This is a genomic window from Pedobacter quisquiliarum (genome assembly GCF_014642175.1).
GTDB lineage: Bacteria > Bacteroidota > Bacteroidia > Sphingobacteriales > Sphingobacteriaceae > Pedobacter > Pedobacter quisquiliarum.
The window spans coordinates 134,381-156,164 of record NZ_BMIL01000007.1; the positions used below are offsets into that span (position 1 = coordinate 134,381).

A 21,784-nucleotide genomic window follows, 5' to 3' on the forward strand; every position below is an offset into this window, starting at 1 on the left:
ATCGATGATGCAGGGGATTTTATTTTTTATCCGCTTCGAATTTCTCGAAAGACCAAATTGCCTTCTTCCGCTTGTACCATACCTTATAACTCTGGTTTGGCGGAATGGTAAAATGGAAGGTAAGTTCCGTTTCGTTGGCGTCTTTGGGCAGAAAGCTGGATAACAGGGCATCTGCGATGTTTTTAATTTGCTCTTCTGTATGCATGTTTAAAGGTAAATGTACCGGCTGATATAATGAAATTACTAACGAATATTTCAAAATTAGCGTGGCGTATATCTGATATTTTAAGTTCCGAATCTTTCTTCTGCCCGCTCCCCTTGAAATCGCTACTATTGAATATTACTTGTAGCGATGTCAGAACTTTCCAGGGCTTTGGTGCTTACCGCTTTTTTGAATTTCTTGTCCCTGCTGTGTGGATTGCAAGTGCATGCACAGTCCTGGCTACCGGGTTATAATTATCGGAAAAAGATCACCATCAACAAGGCCTTGGTGGATGGAAATGCGGATCTTCAAAATTTCCAGCTGCTGGTTGCCCTGGAACATGCGGACCTGAAATATGTAGCCGGTGCCTGTTCCGGTAATAAGATTTCCGGCACAAAGGGGCGAGACTTCGCCTTCACAACGGTCGCTGCGCCGCAAACACCTTTAAGTTTTCAACTGGATGAATATGTACCGGAGACCGGCCGTCTGGTCAGCTGGCTCCGCCTGAATTCCCTTGCTGCTGCTGGTAGTAGTACTGCTGCGACCCAGATTTACCTCTATTATGGTTCCAATACCATTCATTTTCCGGCATCGGCGGCTGCGCAGCAAACCTGGTACGGCGCTCAGGATCGCATCTGGCACATGAATCCGCATGTCGCCGGAACACCCCTGGCAAATGCGGCCAGTGGCATCCCTGAAGAGCGGCTGTTTCCTGCCACAACAATGAATGCAGGTAATATCGTACCGGGTAAGATTGGGAATGCATTAACATTAAACGGTAGCAGTCAATATTTAACTTCAGCTAAGATCAATAGTGATAATTTTACGATCTCCTGCTGGATTAAGTTCAACGTCACCAACCGGGAGCAGGTGATCCTGAGTACAGACAGTACGAACTTCGGCGGTTATACCCTGAAGTTGGACGTTGATGGACGGCTGGTGCAGGAGACACGCAGCAGTACCATCATCACTTCCAGAAAGGCATCCCTGGTTATCAGTCCCAATCGCTGGTACCATGTGGTGAGTCAGTCCATTCAGGGGCGGCGGGAGTTTATCATTGATGGCACAAGTTATAGTAGTGGTCTTGGGAATTCTGCACTGCGAATGGGAGGTTCATTGATCGTAGGCGCTAACAAACAACAGGGACTGCATTTCAGCGGCATGATTGACGAACTCCGCATTCAGACCATTAATCCTAGTGTGGAGTGGTTGAAGACGGCGTACAATAATCAACGGGATCCCGCTGCTTTTTATGTCGTTGCTGCGGAGGAGCGAAATAGCGTGATTACGGCGACGGGGATGCTGTTCCGGAATGTTGTGAATCAGGACTGGCTGGAGCCTGCGAACTGGAACAGTCATGAGGTACCTGGTCAATTTGAACAGGTGGTCATTGAAGCAGGAGCGCTAACCGCTTACAATGGCCCAACGGAACTCAGCTTAAACAAACTCGCCCTGCGTACAAACGCCAAGCTGTCTATACAAAAGAACATAGAGGTGCTTTGCGACACGGAGGTAGAAACAGGCGCGGAGCTCGGCATTGGTACTGGCCAGCGCTTACAGCTGGATGGACATTTGCTTAACGATGGACTCGTTGGTGCAGGAGTGGCAATGGATGGCAGTCTTGTTTTTTCCGGTGCTTTACCAGCACAGCAAGTCACCGGCCTAGGCCGGATTGCCGTAGCGTACCTGGTGCTGGATAAACCCAGCACAACCGCAACATTGCAGCTTCAGCAACCGGTGAATGTTTATGGCTATGTGCAGACGATAATGGGCAAGCTACATTCAAATGGGTACCTGGCCTTGAAGCAGTCGGGTGCTGAAAAACAGGCTTATGTGTGGCCAATTCCCAATGTCGCTGAAGGTACTGTTGTGGGGGAGGTGACAGTAGAGCAGTATGTAACCGGCGCCTTTCCTGCACCGGCAACAGCAAGGAACTGGCGGCTGCTGAGTACGCCCGTATATCATGGCTCCGGTGCAAACGCGTACTATCACTTGTATGACTTGAAGGCCGCGATGTTTGTCACCGGACCGGGCGGTGCGAACAACGGCTTTGATGATTCCCCGCAGAACGGACATACCATTTACACGCACAACCAGTCGGTTGTTGGCGCGCTTGCACAGAAATATACTGGTGTTACGGCGATGCAGTCGACCGTTGATGTCGGCCGCGGCATTTATGTATTCTCCCGCGGCGGGCGGCAGGCACCGGATGCATTGACGAAACAGCTCCTTCGTGCGCCCTTTCAGAATCCAGAGTCTTACATCATTCTCCATAAAGGGTTATTATTTCAGGGCGATTTACAGCTGCAGTTGCAGAACCGGAATATGGGTGAAGCTGGCGATGGCTTCAATTTACTGGGTAATCCGTATGCCGCGACCATCAGCTGGGCTGCGCTGCAGAAAGAAAATCTGAGCCCATATGTATGGAAGTTTAATCCACTGAACAATGCCTACGATGTTTCAAATGATCCAAACACCTCCATCGCTGCTGGAGAGGGTTTCTTCGTCAAAGTTTTAAGCGGTCACAGCAGCGGTAGCTTGCGATTTACTGAAGCCGCGAAACGCTCAGGTTCAACCCCGGCAATGCTGTTGAACGGAATGGTTTCCAGTAATTCCAATACTAAAGTTGTGGCGCAGACGCGCGTTGCTGCGCCTGCACAAACGGGGAAAGGTGTTAGTAAGCTTACGCTGACACTTGTACGCACCGTTTTTGCACAGACGTTCAACCTGGTGCTTAGTCCGGCGGGACAGGATGAAGTCGATGATCTGGATGCAATGGCAATGGGCAGCGGTTATGTTGGTCTTTCCAGCATTGCGGCAGCTGGGACAATGCTTTCCGTGGACACCCGGCGACAACCTGGCCATCGTACGCTGGAAGTGCCCTTATATGTGAAGGGTTACCAGACTGGCACATACGAGCTGCACATCTCCGGGATCGAAAGTCTGGAAGCCGGAACAGCACTCGAACTGGTAGATGCCTATTTAAATACCACCAAAGTGCTGCAGGGAAATCAGGTGTATACGTTTGAAATGAATACCGGTGTGCCGGAAAGTTTTGGTGAACATCGGCTTGCTTTGCGGCTTAAAGCGAAGGCAGACAGGTTGCCAGCGAATACACCGGTGTCGTTGGACGGGGCTGATGTTGTGGCTTACCCAAATCCATTTGTAAATGGCTTTAAGCTAAGCATGCCCGCTGTTAAGCGCTGCTGGATGGAACTGCGGCTTTATGATTTGGTTGGTAAGATGATGCTGCGGAAGGACTTGGGTTTGCAGGACGGTACGCAGCTGCCGGAGGTGGATACCAGTGCTTTGGGCAGCGGTATTTACCTGATGGAGTTAATTAACCGCGACACCGGGCAAACCATGAAGATGTTGAAATTAGTAAAGCGATAACCATAATGCTAAATGATGATGCCTATGCTACCCAGATTGCTTATGATGCAGTTACACCTGTTTATGCTATTCCAAGGTCCCGGACCAGGTGATCCCGGAATGCCGGGTGGAGATCCTGATCTGCCTCCAGAGTTACCAGAGACACCATTGGACTCCGGTGTTTATGTGCTGATCCTTATTGCAATCGTGTACGGCATGTGGCGGCTCCGCAGGGATTTAGTCTGCCGTTAGCTGGATCCCTTCTTTATGCAGGATGTAGTTAAATATCCCGTGGATCGGTTTCTGGTAGATGTTGCCGACCTGGATATCATTGGCTTCACAAACCGACTTCAGGCTATCCTGATAGAAGTAGGCGATGGAGCCTATAAAGTGGCATTTCATGCTTTTATAATCAGCATAATCCTTAATGTTAGTGTCTACAAATTCCTGGAAGCCTTTGCGCAGGAGTTCAACAATGAAAGGATGATCAATGTGCTCGATCATAAACCTGCTTAGCGAAGCGAGATAGATGTTCGGGAATGGCCTTTGGTAAACATTGGTAATCACTTGTTCTTTGTTGATGTCGTACTTCTCCGCGAACAACTTTCCAAGCGCTGCCGGCATATTGCCGTAGAGGTAGGCGGTAACAAGCTTGCGGCCGAAGTATGTTCCGGAGCCTTCATCACCAAGCACGTAGCCCAGACCATGGGTGCTGTCATGTACATTTTTTCCATCAAAGTAGGAGATGTTTGAACCAGTACCTAAAATGCAGGATAGCCCTTTCTCATGCCCGCAGGTTGCATAGGCCGAGCCCACAAGATCATTATCTACACTAATGAAAGCATTCTTGAAGAACAGGGAGAGCCCATTAGATACCACCTCATGTTTATCAGGGGAAGAACTGCCAGCGCCGAAGAAGTAAATTTCCTGCACCTTAGCCGCGTGACTGATGAGGTCCTCGTTTTTGGAAAGCAACTTGTAGATCTCCTGTTCATTTAAGAAATATGGATTGATGCCTTTGGTATTGAAGGTGATAATCGCTCCATTATCATAACCCATCCAGTCTGTTTTCGATGAACCGCTGTCAGCTACTAAAATCATGCGTTAAAAATAAGAATCTTATTGAACATTCAGCGTGCCGCTGATTTCTTTCAGGCTAATCTCTGTGATTTTAGCCTGGTATTCTGCATCCAACAGACGGGTGATGGCGTTTATGGAATTACGTTGGGCTTCCCGAAGTTCGAGGGGTGAGATGCTACCCAAGCGGTATTTCTCCAATGTAATTTCCAGATTCTGGTCTGCCACCTGCACGTTTCCGGATTCCACTTTAAGCAGATCAAGGTTGGTCATGTAGTTCTGATATGAGGAAATCAACTGCGCATTAATGGCTTGTCTGGTGCGTTCTAAATCAAGTTCTGAAGAGTTGATGGTCACCTTTGCGTTACGCTCATTCTGTCTTTGCAGGAAACCATTGAAGATGTTTATGCTGGCGGAAAGTCCGTATGTAAGTCCGTTGGACTGGATCTTCTGGTTAAAGCCTGTGGGGCTGGTACTTTTCGATACCTGATAACCACTGTTTACCGCAATGACCGGATATCGCTGCCCTTTGATCTGTTTAAGGTTGAGCGCTGCAATCCGCGTATTGATAAAGGCATTTTGAAGATTTGGATTCAACTGCTGCGTTTTCTCTGCAAGCTCCTGAAGGTTTAGGTTATTCTGGATGTTCATTTCTTCATCCACCTTAAACTCGATGTTCAGGTTCCGCGCCATGATCTGGTTCAGGGTAACCATGGAGGTTTTAAGCAGGTTCTTCTCCTGAAGGTAAGAAGAAGTGTCGGTATTGAAATCTACGATGGCGGCAAGTACATCGAGTTTAGAGCCACGGCCGATCTGTAGTTTGTTTTCTGCAATTCGACGCCTTAACCTCGATATTTCCATGGCACTGTCTTTAGCCACTACAAGCTGCTGCTGGCGCACCATACCATAATAAGCATTTACCACATCTGCGATGGTGGTCAGGATTACAGCTTTGCTATTTACTTCCCCTTGCTGCTGTAATGCTTTCAAGCGGTCGTAATTCGCAAACATCTGAAAGCCGTCGAAGACGGTCCAGTCCAGCGCCACACCGTAGTTAAGGTTGGTGTTTTTTACGCCGGATAGTTCCTGCTCGGGACCTGAAGCTGGTGTGCGGACGGTATGTTGATTGCTCCCGTTATTGGCAAGGCTACCTACCAATGCTGGCAGGAAGCCGGCGTTTCCAACATTCACATTGTTCTTTGCAATTAAGAGATCATTGTTGATGAGCTTGATGTCGTAGTTGTTTTTCAATGCCGTGTCTATCGCTTCCCGTAAGGTAAAGCGGGGCAGGCTATCGGTATTCTTATGAAGGATATTTTGTCCGTAAGTATATGGCGTAAAGCCTAAAAAGACCAGGCCCAGGATAAACAGATTTATGCTGAATTTCATGCAGGATTATATTGTAACAGTTTCTAATTTTTCTTGCTCCAAAGCAGCTTCTAAAGAGCGGGTAAGCTCCTTATTTTCCTTGTGTTCTTTAGACCAGTAAGAATAAATTGCCGGGATCACAAATAGGGTTAATACCAGGGAGAAGGTTGTTCCCCCAACAATCACGATACCCATACCCATACGACTCTTTGCCGCGGCACCGAGTGCCATTGCAATTGGAAGTGCGCCGATAGCGATGGCAAGACTGGTCATGAGAATTGGTCTTAACCTTGCCACAGATGCTTCACGGATGGCTTCCTGAACAGACTTACCTTGTTCTTTAAGCTGGTTGGCAAATTCCACGATTAGAATACCATTCTTCGTTACCAGTCCGATAAGCATGATGGTACCAATCTGGCTGAAGATGTTCCAGGTCTGGCCGAACAACCAGAGTGAAAGGAAAGCACCGGCTACCGCCATTGGCACCGTTAAAATGATGATGATTGGGTCTTTAAAACTTTCAAACTGCGCAGATAGAATCAAATACACCAGGAGCAGGGCCAGGCCAAAGGCAAATAGCGTATTTGAGGAACTTTCGCGGTAATCCCTGGATTCGCCACCAAGATCAGTAGAGAAGGTGTCATCAAGAATTTTCGCGGCGATCCTGTCCATTGCATCTAAGCCTTCCCCGATACTCACCCCAGGCGCAAGGCCCGCGGATACCGTGGCAGCAGTAAACCTGTTGTTACGGTATAGCTGTGGTGGGCTGCTCTCTTCTTTAGCGTCTACAACATTATCCAACTGAATAAGCTGTCCCTTGTTATTACGAACATACACAGAACTTAAATCCAGTGGATCTTTACGATCTGCTACTTCAAACTGTCCGATAACCTGGTATTGTTTACCATTCATGAAGAAATAGGAGAAACGTTGACCACTCAAACCGAGTTGCAGTGCCGTACCGATGTCCTGGGCAGAAACACCCAGGTTTTTTGCTTTGTCTCTGTTGATTGTGAGGTTGATTTCTGGTTTGTTGAACTTCAGGTTCACATCTGATGTCGTGAAACTTGGGTCGTTTGCTACAGCATCCATAAACAATGGCACTTTCTCCCGGAGTTTTTCAAAGTTCTGGGCCTGTATGATGTAGTTGATTGGCAGACCACCACGGCGGCCCACGGAAATGGTTGGTTGTTGTGTGACAACGACTTTCCCCTCAGAATACTTGCGCGTGATGCTCGTTAATTTGGTGGCGATTTCTGCCTGTGAACGTTCACGGTCAGATGGTTTCACGAGACCCATACGGAAGAATCCACCGTTGGTAGATCCGCCTCCGAAGCCTGGAGATGTAATGCTGATGTTGACATTCGTTTCCGGAACCGAATCACCGATCATTGTGCTGATCTTGTTCATGAACTTATCTGTATAAGCAAATGAAGCACCCTCAGGCGTACTCACGTTCATGTTTATGGCACTGCGGTCATCATAAGGTGCCGTTTCTTTTGGAATGATGTTCCAGAATAATGCGATCAGGCCCACGCAGAACAGGATGATTGGGATTGCTAACCACCGGCGACCAAGGAACTTGTTTAGGTTTTCTTCATACGAATCGTTCAGCTTTTGAAAGTAAGGCTCCGTCATGACATAGAACTTTGACTTCTTGTGCCCGGTTTTCTTCATCAGGTATGCGTTAAGCATCGGCGTTAGCGTCAGGGACACGAATGCCGAGATGAGTACTGCCGCTCCGATTACGATACCGAACTCCCGGAAGAGTCGCCCGACAAATCCTTCAAGGAAAATTACGGGTAAGAATACTGCAGCAAGGGTGACGGAAATGGAAATAACAGCGAAGAAGATCTCATTAGAACCTTTGATGGCCGCCTCAAAAGGAGAGTAGCCCTCTTCAACCTTCTTGAAGATGTTTTCCGTGACCACGATACCATCATCGACCACCAGTCCGGTTGCAAGTACAATGGCCAGCAGGGATAGTACATTGATGGAAAAGCCAAAGATGTACATGATGAAGAAGGTGAAAATCAGTGATACTGGTATATCGATCAAAGGACGGAAGGCGATTGCCCAATCCCTGAAAAACAGGTAAATGATAAGGATTACCAGGATGAGCGACAGGATAATGGTTTCGGTAACCTCCGTAATGGACATCTTGATGAATTCCGTCGTGTCCAGGGATACTTCCAGCTTAATATCTTCGGGTACATCTTTTTTAAGTTGATCGAAACGTTTATAGAACTCCTTAGAGATGTCCAGGTAATTGGCGCCGGGCTGCGGTACCAGGCCAACGGCAACCATGGGTTTTCCAGACTCACGTAGTACCGTTTCTTCGTTTTCGGAACCAAGCATTGCATAACCCACATCCTGCAGGCGAACCACGTTGTTGGAATCAGTAGCAATGATCAGGCTGTTAAACTCTTCTGCATTGGTCAGTTTTCCTAGGGTCTTTACAATAAGCTCCGTGTTGGCACCGGTGATTTTCCCAGAAGGAAGCTCAACGTTTTCACGGTTTAGGGCATCCACAAGATCGGCTGAAGTCAGCCCATAAGCAGCAAGTTTACCTGGATCAATGCGGATACGCATGGCATACTTGCGCTGGCCTTGGATCTGCACGCTACTGACGCCAGAGATGGTCTGCAGCCTTTCTGAAATAACGTTTTCGGCGTAGTCACTAAGTTCCATAACATCACGTTTATCGCTTTGTATGGTCATGGTGATTACGGCCTGGGAATTCGCATCCGCCTTACTTACGGTTGGATTACCATCAATGTCTTTAGGTAAACTTCTGGCCGCCTGAGATACTTTATCACGGACATCATTCGCCGCGTCGTCGATGTTCTTATCTAGGTTAAACTCAATGGTGATGTTACTCGAACCCTGGTTACTGGAAGAGGAGATGTTACGGATACCATCAATACCGTTGATGGATTTTTCCAGCGGTTCCGTGATCTGGGATTCAATGATGTCTGCGTTTGCACCCGGGTAGGATGTACGAACAGAAACAACCGTTGGATCAATATCCGGAAACTCTCGTACGCCCAGGAAAGTGTAGCCGATGATTCCAAAAAGCAGAATCATAAGGTTCATCACGATGGCAAGAACCGGCCTTTTTATACTGGTGGTTGAAATACTCATGTTGTTTGAATTAGTTGTTTACCACGGTAACTTTAACAGCTGCATCATTTTTTAATGCCATGGCTCCGGTGGTGAGTACCGTATCGCCAGCTTTAAGTCCTGATGTGATTACAATCCGGTCTGCAGTTCTGGTCCCGGATTCTACAGGAACCTGCTTCGCTTTGCCATTTTCAGAGATGAAAACAGTCTTACCTTTTAATACTGGAATGATGGCTTCATTAGGAATTAATAAGGCGTTGTCCATCGTATTTAATGTAAGTCTGATCTTTGCAAAAGAGCCGGGCAGCAAATCATTCTTAGGATTCTGCGCCAGCGCTTTAATCGATAATGTTCTGGTTTGTGCGTTGATGCCTGGTTCAATCGCATATACCTTTCCTTTGTAAGTCTGGTTTAAGCCGTCAGTATTGAAGTCGACCTCGGAATTCACTTTAATCTGACCTGAATATTTCTCCGGAACAGAGAAGCTGATTTTAACCGGATTAACCGCCGAAAGGCTGGCGATGATTTTATTCGGCGTAAGATATTCACCCATAGAAATGTTGCGGAGCCCAATTTTACCATCAAAAGGTGCTCTGATGATGGCCTTTGCAAGTTGTGCACGTACCAGTTGTGCCTGCGCGTTCAAAGACTGAAGTTCTGCAAGGGAAGTGTCGTACTCCTCCTGACTGATCGCGCCTTTAGCAAGCAATTGCTTCGCACGGTTTTCATTTGACTGCGAGAGTTTCTGTCCGGTTAACACTTGTTGCAGTTGCGCCTGTATGTCGCGATCGTTAATTCTAACCAGCACAGTACCCTTTTTTACATTACTGCCTTCAGTGAAGTTGATGCTGGTAACCAGTCCGGAGATCTCACTCTGCAGGTTTACAGCTTCATTGGCTTCAATGGAACCCGTCACTTCCAGCTCGTTTTCGAAGGCCGCGGCTTCAACCACAATACCATTGACAACCATTGTGGCACCAGAACCACCGCGGCCGCCACCACCCTTGCCAGATTCGGAGACTGCTTTGTTTGCAGTAATTCGATAATAAATAAAGTAAGCAAGTGCCAGCGCCAGAACGGCATAGATGATGTATCTGATCTTCATTGTGGAGAATTGTAGTTGGATTAACAAACAAAAATATCTAAATAAGTTAGCAGGTTTGTGTTGTATTAAGTATGTTACACCCCTAAATTCAAATCATTAAGGTAGAAACAAGAGAAGTTCTATTTTTGCCCAAAAGCTTTAAGTATGTTTAAAAAAAAATCATTATTCGGGGTAGTTATATTACTTTCCCTGGGACTTACTGCAAAATCACAGGTTAAGATTGGTTTTGAAGTAAGTTTTACAGAACCACAGGCGCACTATGCAGAAGTGGAAATGAATATCTCAGGCATTAACAAGGACTATGTCGATGTTAAAATGCCAGTTTGGGCACCGGGCTCTTACCTGGTAAGGGAATTTTCTAAGAATGTAGAAGGATTTAAAGCCAGTGCAGCGGGTAAACCCGTAAAATTTGAAAAAGTAAGAAAGAACATCTGGCGTATTTATGGTGCTAAAGCCAACCAGTTAAAAATCAATTACCGCGTTTACGCCTTTGAAGTTTCCGTGCGTACTTCATTTGTAGACGCTTCCCATGCCTTCCTTTCTTCAACAGGCATCTTTATGTATCCTGAAGGACATCTTAAATCACCAAGCACGGTGAAAGTTGTGCCTTACCAGGGATGGTCTAAGGTTTCAACAGGACTTGAGCCTGTTGCCGGACAACAATTTACATATACAGCAAAAGACTTCGATATTCTTTTTGATAGCCCTATTGAAGTGGGGAACCAGGATGTATTCGAGTTCATGGCTTCAGGTGTTAAGCATGAAGTTGCCATGTACGGTGGTGGAAACTACGATAAGGAACGTCTGAAAGTAGACATGGCGAAAATCGTTGAGCAAGGAACTGCAATCTACGGCGAGAACCCGAACAAGCATTACACCTTTATCGTTCACAACTATGAGCGTGGCGGCGGCGGATTAGAGCACTTAAACTCGACGGTACTTGGTGCATCACGTAATCAGTACAATAACGAAAGAGGTTATAATGGTTTTCTTGACCTTGTTGCGCACGAATACTACCACTTGTGGAATGTTAAACGCCTTAGACCAGTTGCCTTAGGCCCATTCGACTACGACAATGAGGTGTATACAACCAATTTGTGGATTGCAGAAGGCTTTACCGCTTACTACGAGAATAAACTTACACTGCGTGCAGGTTTTAACGATCAGAATGCTTTTGTAAATAAGCTTGCCGGTGCAGTTGCTGCGGTAGAAAATACACCAGGTGCAAAAGTGCAGTCGGCCGCTATGGCCAGCTACGATGCCTGGATTAAGCAGTACCGTCCGGATGAGAACTCGAGTAATAACTCAATTTCTTATTACAGTAAGGGTGAGGTTATTGGTTTGCTGATGGATCTTGCCATTGCAAATGCAACAAAGGGCGCGAAGAGCCTTGATGATGTGATGAAGGCCATGTACCTGCAAGGTAAAACGCAAGGTAGAGGTTATACAGATGCAGAGTTCAAAGCTATGGTGGAGAAGGTGAGTGGTATCAGTTTTACCAGTTTTTGGGATAAATATGTGACCGGTACAGAACCTGTGGACTATAAAACTTATTTCGCTTATGCGGGCGTTACCGTTAAGGATGATAATGAAGGCAAAAGCACGCCGTACCTGGGTGTAGCCTCACGTAAGACAGAAGGTCGTATGTTCATTACCGCTGTTTCCAGAAATTCAGCAGCATGGACATCGGGATTAAATGTTAACGATGAACTGCTTAGCATTAATGGTGTGCCTATAGAGGCAGCGATTGAGCGTATGCCGGAACTTACCAGCAAGAAAGTTGGTGATGTGGTAAACATCAAAGTTGGTCGTGATGGAAAGGTTGTAGACTTCGCTGTTACCTTGAAAGCGAATCCAAGCATCAGACTGGTTGCAAAGATCGATGAAAATGCAACACCTGCGCAGAAGGCAGTGTTGAAAAGATGGACAGGTATTTAATACCAACCAGCACATAAAAAAAGCGGCTGATCATAGGATCAGCCGCTTTTTTTATGTGGTAAGATTTCCTTAGAAAGTAAATCTGATGGACAGACCTAAACCTGAAGAATCGAACTCTGTACCAGGCGCAAGTTCAATTGCTGGTTTCCAGTCTAATGAAAGGTTAAGCGGCGCTTCAGCGAATTTATAGTCTAAACCAAGAACACCATCTACGGAGATGTATGCTTTGTTAGTGTCGTTATATTTCCATTTTCTTGACCCAACAGATCCACCCAGACCGTAGTACCAGTTTAATCCGTCAGCACCTTGAATAGGGTTGTAGATTTCATATAAACCGGTTACCCTGAAGTATGAATAACCATCGTTTGACCTAAAGTTTGCAATAAGGTCAAGCATTTTGTTGCCGCCTAAGGTCGTTTTGAAAGTCACACCATTTGCCGTTCCAAATCGTCCACCGATTGCATTTCTGTAATCCTGGGCATTGGCGGTACTGTAAATGCCAATTGTAGCAATTACAGTTAAACACATCATCGTAAAAAGTTTTTTCATAATTTTTTTAATTAAACAATAAATCTGGTGGTTTCAACTCTTGTGCCAGTTAATTCCAACAGCTGCAAATGTACAATAGCAGGGGCAGAAGGCATAATTAAATAGACGGCTCATTTCGGCTGCAGCTATTTCATCGCGGTGAAGGTACCTCCATACAGTTGATTTTAATACATTGAATATTTTGTTAGATTTGAGATACACCAAATATTTAAGCAAATTTCATGGGAACAACAGTGACACGGGTTTTTGATATATTAAAGTATAACATCGAGCAATTTCCTAAAGCGGATTTTGTAAGTGGAAAAATTAACGGCACATGGAAGTCCTACAGCACCAAAGATTTTTGTGAAACAGTGGATCAGCTGAGCAGGGGATTGGTTACGCTGGGGCTTGGGAAAGGGTCGAGGATTGCAGTGATGTCGCCCAACCGGCCCGAGTGGAACATATCCGATTTTGCCATTATGCAACTGGGTGCATACCAGATTCCTTTGTACCCGACCCTTGCTGCTCAGGACATTAGCTTTATAATAAAGAATGCCGAGGTTGATTTTATATTCGTGGCCGATGCGGCATTGCATGAAAAAGTGAAAGCTGTGATCGACGGCTTAGATTTGCCGATCCGCATTTACAGCTTCGACGAGATTGAAGGCGCAAGCCATTGGATGGAGCTGCAACGTGCAGGAGCGGCGGCGCCGGAGATTGATCTGGAACCTTACAGACAAGCTGTGCAGCCCGATGATATTCTGACGTTAATCTATACTTCAGGAACCACCGGCACCCCGAAGGGCGTAATGCTGACACATAACAATCTAGTGCAGAATTTTAAAAAGTGCGCGAAGATCTTCCCTTCCAACGTTCGTCGCGTTTTGAGCTTCCTGCCTTTGTCGCACATTTTTGAACGTATGATCGTTTACGTTTACTTCTACACCGATGCTGCCGTTTATTATGCGGAGAGTATGGACACCATTGTGGCGGATATCCAACATGTGAAGCCCCATGGTTTCTCAACCGTCCCTAGGTTGCTGGAGAAGGTGTACGACAAGATTATGGAGAAGGGCAAGGCACTCACAGGCATCAAGAAAAAGATTTTTGCATGGGCTGTGGCGGAAGCGGAGCTGTTCGAGTTTAACAATGGCTGGTTTTATAACCTGAAATTAAATATTGCCCGGAAACTGGTTTTTAAAAAATGGCAGGAAGCCTTGGGCGGTGAGATCGTGGTGATCGTTTCCGGCGGTGCTGCACTAAATCCTAGGCTTGCAAGGATTTTCTGGGCTGCAGGTATGCCGGTGTTTGAAGGCTATGGACTTACGGAAACTTCACCGGTAATTACGGTAAATCACTTTGAGCATACCATGTTCGGCAGTGTGGGCCCGGCAATTGATGGTGTGGAAGTTAAAATCGCAGAGGACGGTGAAGTGCTGACCAGGGGACACAATGTGATGAAAGGGTATTACAACCGGCCGGACCTCACGGCAGAGACCATAGATGCCGAGGGCTGGTTCCATACTGGTGACATTGGTGAGCTGGTAGATCAAAAGTATTTGAAGATCACCGACCGGAAGAAAGAGATGTTTAAAACTGCTGGGGGCAAGTATGTTGCACCGCAGGTTTTAGAAAATAAATTCAAAGAAGCATTGCTTGTGGAGCAGGTTTTAGTACTTGGTGAGAACAGAAAGTTTCCTGCTGCGCTTATTGTTCCTAACTTTACTGCACTAAAAACATGGGCTGCCGATAAGGGCATTACCTTCCAGTCGAACCAACAGATCATTAAGGAGCCGCAGGTGCTGGAGAAGTTCGTACAAATTGTTCAGGACAGTTGTAAGGACTTTGGTAAATGGGAGCAGGTTAAACGTTTCCAGTTGCTCATTAAAGAGTGGACCATTGAAGGGGGAGAGCTTACACCTAAGTTAAGCTTGAAGAGAAAAGTCATCCTCGAAAAGAACAAGGATGCGATTGAAGAACTATATAGAAATGCAGAAAGTTACAAGATTTAGAATCACAGCGTGGGTAGTATCGGCCATGCTCTTGCCCGCAGTATTGCAATTGGGCTGCTCAGGCCAGAAGTCGGCCATTGGTACTGGTGCTGCCACCGTGCAATCCACCGGTGCTGTTGAAGCCCGAAAGGGGATGGTGGTTACGGCAAGTGAATATGCCTCTCAGGTTGGTCTGGAGGTCTTGAAAAAAGGTGGTAATGCCGTTGATGCAACGGTTGCTGTGCAGTTTGCCCTGGCTGTGGTTTACCCAAATGCCGGTAATATTGGCGGCGGCGGATTTATGGTGTACCGTGCGGCATCTGGCGCGACCAGTACGCTGGATTACCGGGAGAAGGCTGCTTCAAAGGCTAGTCGGAATATGTATTTAGACGAAGCAGGTAACGCCATCGTAGAAAAAAGTTTGTATGGCAGTCTTGCTTCTGGTGTACCGGGTTCGGTTGCCGGCATGGTTGAGGCACACCAGAAATATGGAAAAATGAAGTGGGCAGACCTTGTGGAACCCGCAGTGCAGCTTGCGAAGAATGGATTTAAGATTTCCGCAAGACAAGCCCGTGAACTGAACGGTTTACAGGCACAATTGAAAAAGCTGAATACACTTGGTACGGCTTTGATTAAAGAACAATGGACAGCGGGAGATCTGCTGATCCAGCCAGAACTGGCCTTTACCATGGAGCAGATTCGCGATAAAGGCCGTGCCGGCTTCTACGAAGGTCCGGTGGCTGATGCTATTGTTACGCAGATGAACCGTGATGGTGGTATCATCTCCAAAGAAGATTTAAAAAACTATCAGGCGGTTTGGCGTGATGCCATCACCGGTACTTATAAAGACTTTAAGATTATTACCATGCCACCACCATCAAGTGGCGGTATTGCTTTGATTCAGCTACTGAAGTCGGTGGAGCCTTTTGCCTTGAAGCGCTGGGGTTTTAATAAGGATTCAACCGTACAGGTGATGGTGGAAGCAGAACGCAGGGTTTATGCTGATCGTGCTGCACATTTGGGTGACCCGGATTTTTATAAGGTCCCGACACGGACGTTAATGTCGGATGCCTATGTGAAGAAACGTATGGCTGACTTCAACTGGAACCGCGCAACCCCGAGTAGTGCCGTGTCAGCTGGAGCGATCAGTCCTGCGGAGCACGAAGAGACGACACACTTTTCCATTGTTGATGCGGAAGGAAATGCCGTTTCGAGTACGACGACGCTCAACGGGTCTTATGGTGCGGTGGTTGTTGTAAAGGGTGCGGGCTTTCTGTTGAACAACGAGATGGATGATTTTTCCGTGAAACCAGGTTCTCCAAATATGTACGGCTTAGTGGGTGGTGAAGCGAATTCTATTGCGCCAAACAAACGCATGTTAAGTTCCATGACGCCAACCATTCTGGAGAAAGATGGCAAGTTATATATGGTTGTAGGTACCCCAGGTGGCTCAACCATCATTACTTCTGTTTTTCAGACCATACTGAATGTTGTAGAGTTTGATCAGGACATGCAGGCGGCGGTAGATGCAAAGAAATTCCACCACCAATGGCTGCCGGATGAAGTTGCGTTTGAGGCAGAGGCGATCGACAGTGTTACTGTTGAAAAGCTCAAAGCTAAAGGGTACAAGATGGTCCCGCGGGGCCCAATCGGACGTGTTGATGCAATCTTGAAAGTAAAGTCAGGTTACCAGGGCGGTGCGGATCCCAGAGGTGATGATAAAGCGATGGGTTTCTAGATTCATCGAAGGTTTAGTATAAACAAAAAGGGCATTCATTTTCATGGATGCCCTTTTTGTTATTTATTTAGGAAGGTTATTTAGCGGGTTCGCTATAGTCGCTCCATTGTGCAGTGCCTTTTGGCTCAGCGCTTTTAACTTCAGTGCTTCGCTCTTCACTAAGTTGTTTGTTTAGCTTTTCTGTTTGCGAAAGTTCTGATTTCTTGTTGTCGCCGGTTTCTGTAAGTCCTTTTGTTTCCTTAACATGTGCAACCGGATCTGCTACGTAATCCCACTGCAAGCCCATATTCGGCATTTCACCTTCGTTCCATGGGCCACGAGGGCTCTTCTCTGGTGAAAGGTTAAAGTATTGCTGTGTAAAGCGTGGATCTGCCTGTAAAACACCTGGAGGGAAGTTTGGCTGGATTGTCGATAATGCCGCCTCGAACATTTTATAGTGGGCTACCTCACGGGTCATCAGGAAGGATAAAGTATCTTTTACATACGGGTCATCTGTGAATTTCATCAGGTGCTCATATACCAGTTTTGCTCTTGACTCAGAAGCAAGGTTACTTCTTAAATCTACGGTAAGATCACCGTTAGAGTGAATGTAGGAAGCACACCATGGAATACCCTGACTGTTTCTTAGTGTAGGCCCACCGCCAGTGATGATCGGGAACTGTGGGTTGGCATGAAGTGCTGCGTGAATGATGTTCTCTTTAGCCGCTTTACCATCCAATACCTGCATGATCTCACTTTGATCAGCAGCATCTTTTAGTTCGCCGTTAACGCCTTTAAGTAACATCTGGATGGTCGCACCAACGATCTCCAGGTGAGAAAATTCTTCAGTCGCAATGTCCATTAGCATGTCGTACTTGTCTGGATGCGGCTGCTTGGCACCAAATGCCTGAGTAAAGTACTGCATGGCTGCGGCAAGCTCGCCGTTCTCGCCACCGAATTGTTCTAATAGGATATTTGCAAACGCTGGATCTGGTTTAGAAACGCGTGCATTAAATTGGAGGTCTTTTGAATGATGAAACATAGTTTTTCGCTTTAGGTTGATGTGTTAAATAGGTATTGTATTTTCTAAAACCGTTTAAACGCTGGATTAGTTTCGGTTTGTCTTTATCTATAATGATTATAAAGAGTGAGTTAATTGATATTGAATAGGTTAACTACCTGAATGCTGTGGCTATAACTTTGCAAGTTGTGGAATTTGCGTGTCTGCGGCGCTTTAACAAAATACCTGAAATTTTATTTTTTGTTGTTTGTTTACAATCTTTTATTCGTTAGCTTTGTTATGCAAGCATAGTAATTAATGAAACAGCAGGAAACAGTAGATTATTTTTTAAAGGTCGTTTGGCAGAACGTTTCAAACGTTTACAACCAAATTGCTTCAGGTTTTGGGATTACGCAATCTATTGGTTACATGTTGATTAACATTGATAAGGAAGGGACGGCCGTTTCACAGTTGGCAGCATTGCTTGCGGTGAAGGCAACCAGCCTCTCCAGGATGTTGAATAACATGGAAGAGCTTGGTCTGATTTACCGGGAAGCATCCGAATGTGACAAGCGCTCAGTGAAGGTTTACCTGACGGATTTTGGTCGCGAGAAGCGAAAGCTTGCCAAGGAGGTTGTGATAAATTTCAATGAGTACCTGGGGCAAAACCTCAGTGTACAGGAAAAGAATAATCTGATTAAAACGCTGGAGAAGTTGAACAAACTCACATTAGCATATACAAGTACGATAGAAAATGATGAACAAAAGAATAAATAAGGTCGCCGTGCTAGGCTCTGGCATTATGGGCTCTCGTATTGCCTGCCATTTTGCGAATATCGGGGTTGAAGTTTTATTGCTGGACATCCCTGCAAAGGAGGGTGACAAGAACGGCATTGTAAACAAAGCACTTGAAACTGCGGTGAAAACCAATCCTTCACCGGTTTACACGAAGTCTGTTGTCAACAAAATCACGACTGGAAACTTTGAGGATGACATGAAGAAGATTTCCGCGTACGACTGGGTAATTGAGGTGGTTGTTGAGAATCTGGATATTAAAAAGCAGGTGTTTGAGCAGGTGGAACAACACCGTAAACCTGGCAGCATCATCTCGTCTAACACCTCGGGTATTCCGATTCACATGATGGCTGAAGGCAGATCTGAAGACTTCAAAGCTAATTTCTGCGGCACGCACTTTTTTAATCCACCACGTTATCTACGCTTGCTGGAAATTATTCCAACGCCATATACCAATCCTGAGCTGGTCGATTTCCTGATGCATTATGGTGATAAATTCCTGGGCAAGACGACCGTGCTTTGCAAGGATACACCTGCGTTCATTGCCAACCGTGTTGGGGTATATTCCATTATGGCGTTACTGCATCTGGTAGAAAAAATGGACCTGACCGTTGAGGAGGTAGATAAATATACTGGTCCAGCATTGGGCAGACCGAAATCAGCAACTTTCCGTACGACGGATGTAGTTGGTTTGGATACCATGATTAAAGTGGCAAAAGGTCTTTACGACAACTGCCCGGAAGATAAAGCACACGAGCTTTTCAAATTGCCGGAGTACGTGGCAAAGATGGAGCAAAACAACTGGCTAGGAGATAAAACCAGTCAGGGTTTTTATAAGAAGACTAAAACACCGGAGGGTAAAACTGAGATCCTTGCTTTGGATCTGAAGACCTTAACATACAAACCCCAGGTGAAGGTGAAGTCGGCCACGCTCGACATGACCAAATCTATTGATAATGTGCGCGAAAGAATGAAAGTCTTCGCGGCAGGCCGTGATAAAGCCGGTGAATTGTTCAGGGCTTCATTCTTCGGTTTGTTTGAGTATGTGTCAGACCGCATACCAGAGATTTCGAATGAGCTGTACCGCATTGATGATGCCATGCGTGCAGGTTTTGGATGGGAGCTCGGGCCGTTTGAGGTTTGGGATGCTGTAGGCATTACCGAAGCTGTTGAGGGCATGCGCAAGTATGGCCACGTCGCGGCACCATGGGTACATGAAATGCTTGCTGCTGGGCACACCTCATTCTATAAGGTAGCAGAAGGTATTAAGCTGTACTACGATATTCCATCGAAAAGTTATGTTCCTGTTCCAGGAGCGGAAGCCTTCATTGTGCTGGATAATCTACGTGCTAAGCAGACACTATGGAAGAATGCGGGCGCATCGATTATAGATCTTGGCGATGGCATTCTGAACGTAGAGTTTCATTCGAAGATGAACACGATTGGCGGAGATACACTTCAGGCCATAAATAAAGCTATTGACATGGCGGAAAAAGATTATCGTGGTTTGGTGATCGGCAATGATGGTGCGAACTTTTCTGCTGGTGCGAATGTCGGTATGATCTTCATGATGGCCGTAGAGCAGGAGTGGGACGAGTTGAATATGGCGATCCGGATGTTCCAGAACACCTCTATGCGCATCCGTTATTCTTCAATTCCGGTAGTTGTTGCGCCGCATAATCTAACGCTGGGCGGCGGCTGCGAATTCAGTCTCCATGCAGATCATGTTCAGCTGAACGCAGAGACTTACATGGGACTGGTTGAATTTGGCGTTGGCGTGATCCCCGGTGGGGGTGGTACCAAAGAATTCGCCCTACGTGCTTCAGATGAGTTTAAGAGCGAGCAGATTGCGCAAAATGTACTTAAAGAAAGATTCCTAACGATCGGAATGGCGAAGGTTTCTACTTCGGCGGAAGAAGCATTTGACTTAGGTTACCTGCAGCAAGACAAATATTCGATTTCTATGAACCGGAGCCGTCTTATTGCCGACGCAAAAGCGAAAGCGATTGAACTTGCAGAGGCTGGGTACACCATGCCTGTGAAAAGAAAAGATATTAAGGTGCTTGGTAAGCAGGGTCTTGGGATCGTATATGCGGGTGCGAACAGCATGTATTCCGGTAAATACATCTCAGAACACGATAAGAAAATTTCAGAGAAGCTGGGTTACGTTTTATGTGGCGGCGATCTGTCGGCACCTACCGAAGTTACTGAGCAGTACTTGCTTGATCTGGAAAGAGAAGCTTTCCTGTCTTTATGCGGGGAACGAAAAACGTTGGAACGTATTCAAAGTATTGTAACCAAGGGTAAGCCACTTCGAAATTAACTATTCTAAAACATTAAAAGAGCAAACATGGAAGCATATATCATAGCCGGATACCGGACTGCAGTAGGGAAAGCACCTCGTGGTGTGTTTCGCTTCACCAGGGCAGATGACCTGGCTGCAGACGTTGTAAGGGCATTAGTGGCATCAGTGCCAAATTTAGATAAAGAACAGATTGATGATGTTATTGTGGGTAATGCCACGCCGGAAGCGGAACAGGGCCTGAACATCGGCCGTATGATTTCGCTGATGGGACTGGATACGGAGAAAGTTCCGGGTGTTACGGTAAACCGTTACTGTGCATCAGGATTGGAAACCATAGCGATGGCTGTCGCAAAGATCAAAAGCGGTATGGCCGACTGTATCGTTGCAGGTGGTGTTGAGGTGATGTCTGGTATGCCTTTCGGCGGATGGAAGCTGGTGCCAAATCCCGAGGTTGCGAAAAAGAACCCGGATTGGTACTGGGGGATGGGCCTTACTGCGGAAGCGGTAGCAAGTGAATACAAGATTAGCCGCGAGGACCAGGATGCTTTTGCCTACCAGTCGAATATGCGTGCAGTAGAAGCCATCAAAAACGGTCACCTGCAGGCTGGTGTGTTGCCGATTACGGTTAACGAGAACTATCTGGATGAGCACATGAAAAAGCAAACCAGAAGTTATGTCGTGGATACCGATGAGGGGCCGAGGGCAGATACAACCATTGAGAAGCTGGCTAAGCTAAAGCCTGTGTTTGCTGCGGATGGCTCGGTAACGGCGGGAAACTCCTCGCAAACTTCAGATGGTGCGGCATTCGTGCTGGTTGTTTCTGAAAAGAAAATGAAGGAACTTGGTGTGGAGCCGATTGCCAGACTGGTAAGTTACAGCGTTGCAGGTGTGCCACCGAGGGTGATGGGTATTGGTCCGATTGCGGCAATTCCGAAAGCACTGAAGATGGCTGGAATGAAGCTGGATCAAATGAACCTGATCGAGTTGAACGAGGCTTTCGCTTCACAGTCACTGGCGATTGTTCGTGAGCTGGGCATCAACACCGATATTTTAAATGTGAATGGTGGTGCTATTGCTTTAGGGCACCCACTGGGTTGTTCGGGCGCTAAACTGTCCGTGCAGCTGTTCAATGAACTGAAAAGAAGAGATGAGAAATATGGTATGGTAACCATGTGCGTGGGCACAGGCCAGGGTGCAGCGGGAATCTTCGAAATGTTATAATCTTAAAAAACAGATGAGCTTGCTCAATTAAATATTACA

15 protein-coding genes are annotated in these 21,784 nt (G+C 46.4%); 8 read left to right on the top strand and 7 right to left on the bottom strand.

The annotated features are described in order from the left end of the window. Positions 1–19: 19 nt before the first annotated feature. On the bottom strand, positions 20–205 hold the full coding sequence (locus IEW69_RS11580; RefSeq protein WP_188627019.1) for a hypothetical protein: 186 nt from the start codon (positions 203–205) through the stop codon (positions 20–22). A gap of 147 nt (positions 206–352) precedes the next feature. Here IEW69_RS11580 and IEW69_RS11585 point away from each other — a divergent pair, with 147 nt between their 5' ends. Further along, entirely contained in the window at positions 353–3,595 is a 3,243-nt protein-coding gene (locus tag IEW69_RS11585; RefSeq protein WP_188627020.1) for a DUF8693 domain-containing protein, read from the top strand. Between the two features lie 42 nt (positions 3,596–3,637). Next, positions 3,638–3,826, top strand: coding sequence for a PID-CTERM protein-sorting domain-containing protein (locus IEW69_RS11590; protein ID WP_188627021.1), 189 nt, complete (start codon positions 3,638–3,640; stop codon positions 3,824–3,826). Here the strand turns inward: IEW69_RS11590 and IEW69_RS11595 are convergent. The 4 genes from IEW69_RS11595 to IEW69_RS11610 are packed head-to-tail and all read right to left on the bottom strand — an operon-like array spanning position 3,812 to position 10,247. Next, positions 3,812–4,675: an N-acetylglucosamine kinase gene (locus IEW69_RS11595; protein ID WP_188627022.1), complete on the bottom strand. Its 864-nt coding sequence runs from the start codon at positions 4,673–4,675 to the stop codon at positions 3,812–3,814. The two genes, IEW69_RS11590 and IEW69_RS11595, sit on opposite strands and share 15 nt — an antisense overlap. 18 nt (positions 4,676–4,693) lie before the next feature. Next, entirely contained in the window at positions 4,694–6,040 is a 1,347-nt protein-coding gene (locus IEW69_RS11600; protein ID WP_188627023.1) for a TolC family protein, read from the bottom strand. 6 nt (positions 6,041–6,046) lie between these two features. Next, on the bottom strand, positions 6,047–9,163 hold the full coding sequence (locus IEW69_RS11605; RefSeq protein WP_188627024.1) for an efflux RND transporter permease subunit: 3,117 nt from the start codon (positions 9,161–9,163) through the stop codon (positions 6,047–6,049). 10 nt (positions 9,164–9,173) lie between these two features. Continuing rightward, positions 9,174–10,247, bottom strand: a complete 1,074-nt coding sequence (locus IEW69_RS11610; protein WP_188627025.1) for an efflux RND transporter periplasmic adaptor subunit — start codon at positions 10,245–10,247, stop codon at positions 9,174–9,176. Between the two features lie 144 nt (positions 10,248–10,391). On the opposite strand from IEW69_RS11610, the gene IEW69_RS11615 reads away from it, so the two are divergent. After that, positions 10,392–12,185: a M61 family metallopeptidase gene (locus IEW69_RS11615; protein WP_188627026.1), complete on the top strand. Its 1,794-nt coding sequence runs from the start codon at positions 10,392–10,394 to the stop codon at positions 12,183–12,185. A 69-nt stretch (positions 12,186–12,254) separates the two neighbouring features. Here the strand turns inward: IEW69_RS11615 and IEW69_RS11620 are convergent, their stop codons facing one another. Next, positions 12,255–12,734, bottom strand: a complete 480-nt coding sequence (locus IEW69_RS11620; protein ID WP_188627027.1) for a hypothetical protein — start codon at positions 12,732–12,734, stop codon at positions 12,255–12,257. Positions 12,735–12,955: 221 nt separating this feature from the next. Between IEW69_RS11620 and IEW69_RS11625 the strand changes: the two genes are divergently transcribed. Both IEW69_RS11625 and ggt read left to right on the top strand, forming a co-directional pair. Further along, entirely contained in the window at positions 12,956–14,728 is a 1,773-nt protein-coding gene (locus IEW69_RS11625) for an AMP-dependent synthetase/ligase (RefSeq protein ID WP_188627028.1), read from the top strand. Then, positions 14,706–16,445 (top strand): gamma-glutamyltransferase, encoded by a 1,740-nt coding sequence (gene ggt / locus IEW69_RS11630; protein ID WP_229663603.1) that lies wholly within the window; start codon positions 14,706–14,708, stop codon positions 16,443–16,445. Before IEW69_RS11625 ends, ggt begins: the two co-directional genes overlap by 23 nt. 76 nt (positions 16,446–16,521) lie before the next feature. On the opposite strand, the gene IEW69_RS11635 is transcribed toward ggt, so the two are convergent. Next, positions 16,522–17,466 carry a manganese catalase family protein gene (locus IEW69_RS11635; protein ID WP_188627029.1) on the bottom strand — a complete coding sequence of 315 codons (945 nt, stop codon included), beginning with the start codon at positions 17,464–17,466 and terminating at the stop codon, positions 16,522–16,524. A gap of 276 nt (positions 17,467–17,742) precedes the next feature. Between IEW69_RS11635 and IEW69_RS11640 the strand changes: the two genes are divergently transcribed. Genes IEW69_RS11640 through IEW69_RS11650 form a run of 3 tightly spaced genes read left to right on the top strand, consistent with a single transcriptional unit; the run spans position 17,743 to position 21,745 of the window. Then, on the top strand, positions 17,743–18,201 hold the full coding sequence (locus IEW69_RS11640) for a MarR family winged helix-turn-helix transcriptional regulator (protein WP_188627030.1): 459 nt from the start codon (positions 17,743–17,745) through the stop codon (positions 18,199–18,201). Further along, entirely contained in the window at positions 18,182–20,542 is a 2,361-nt protein-coding gene (locus tag IEW69_RS11645) for a 3-hydroxyacyl-CoA dehydrogenase/enoyl-CoA hydratase family protein (protein WP_188627145.1), read from the top strand. The genes IEW69_RS11640 and IEW69_RS11645 overlap by 20 nt, the downstream gene beginning before the upstream one ends. A 27-nt stretch (positions 20,543–20,569) precedes the next feature. Next, a complete protein-coding gene (locus tag IEW69_RS11650; protein ID WP_188627031.1) occupies positions 20,570–21,745 on the top strand; it encodes an acetyl-CoA C-acyltransferase in 1,176 nt (391 codons plus the stop codon). The last annotated feature ends 39 nt before the right edge of the window (positions 21,746–21,784 follow it).

Coding starts and splice junctions, on each gene's coding strand:
- IEW69_RS11580 (WP_188627019.1), bottom strand. CDS start 205: ATGCATACAGAAGAGCAAATTAAAAACATCGCAGATGCCCTGTTATCC.
- IEW69_RS11585 (WP_188627020.1), top strand. CDS start 353: ATGTCAGAACTTTCCAGGGCTTTGGTGCTTACCGCTTTTTTGAATTTC.
- IEW69_RS11590 (WP_188627021.1), top strand. CDS start 3,638: ATGATGCAGTTACACCTGTTTATGCTATTCCAAGGTCCCGGACCAGGT.
- IEW69_RS11595 (WP_188627022.1), bottom strand. CDS start 4,675: ATGATTTTAGTAGCTGACAGCGGTTCATCGAAAACAGACTGGATGGGT.
- IEW69_RS11600 (WP_188627023.1), bottom strand. CDS start 6,040: ATGAAATTCAGCATAAATCTGTTTATCCTGGGCCTGGTCTTTTTAGGC.
- IEW69_RS11605 (WP_188627024.1), bottom strand. CDS start 9,163: ATGAGTATTTCAACCACCAGTATAAAAAGGCCGGTTCTTGCCATCGTG.
- IEW69_RS11610 (WP_188627025.1), bottom strand. CDS start 10,247: ATGAAGATCAGATACATCATCTATGCCGTTCTGGCGCTGGCACTTGCT.
- IEW69_RS11615 (WP_188627026.1), top strand. CDS start 10,392: ATGTTTAAAAAAAAATCATTATTCGGGGTAGTTATATTACTTTCCCTG.
- IEW69_RS11620 (WP_188627027.1), bottom strand. CDS start 12,734: ATGAAAAAACTTTTTACGATGATGTGTTTAACTGTAATTGCTACAATT.
- IEW69_RS11625 (WP_188627028.1), top strand. CDS start 12,956: ATGGGAACAACAGTGACACGGGTTTTTGATATATTAAAGTATAACATC.
- ggt (WP_229663603.1), top strand. CDS start 14,706: ATGCAGAAAGTTACAAGATTTAGAATCACAGCGTGGGTAGTATCGGCC.
- IEW69_RS11635 (WP_188627029.1), bottom strand. CDS start 17,466: ATGTTTCATCATTCAAAAGACCTCCAATTTAATGCACGCGTTTCTAAA.
- IEW69_RS11640 (WP_188627030.1), top strand. CDS start 17,743: ATGAAACAGCAGGAAACAGTAGATTATTTTTTAAAGGTCGTTTGGCAG.
- IEW69_RS11645 (WP_188627145.1), top strand. CDS start 18,182: ATGAACAAAAGAATAAATAAGGTCGCCGTGCTAGGCTCTGGCATTATG.
- IEW69_RS11650 (WP_188627031.1), top strand. CDS start 20,570: ATGGAAGCATATATCATAGCCGGATACCGGACTGCAGTAGGGAAAGCA.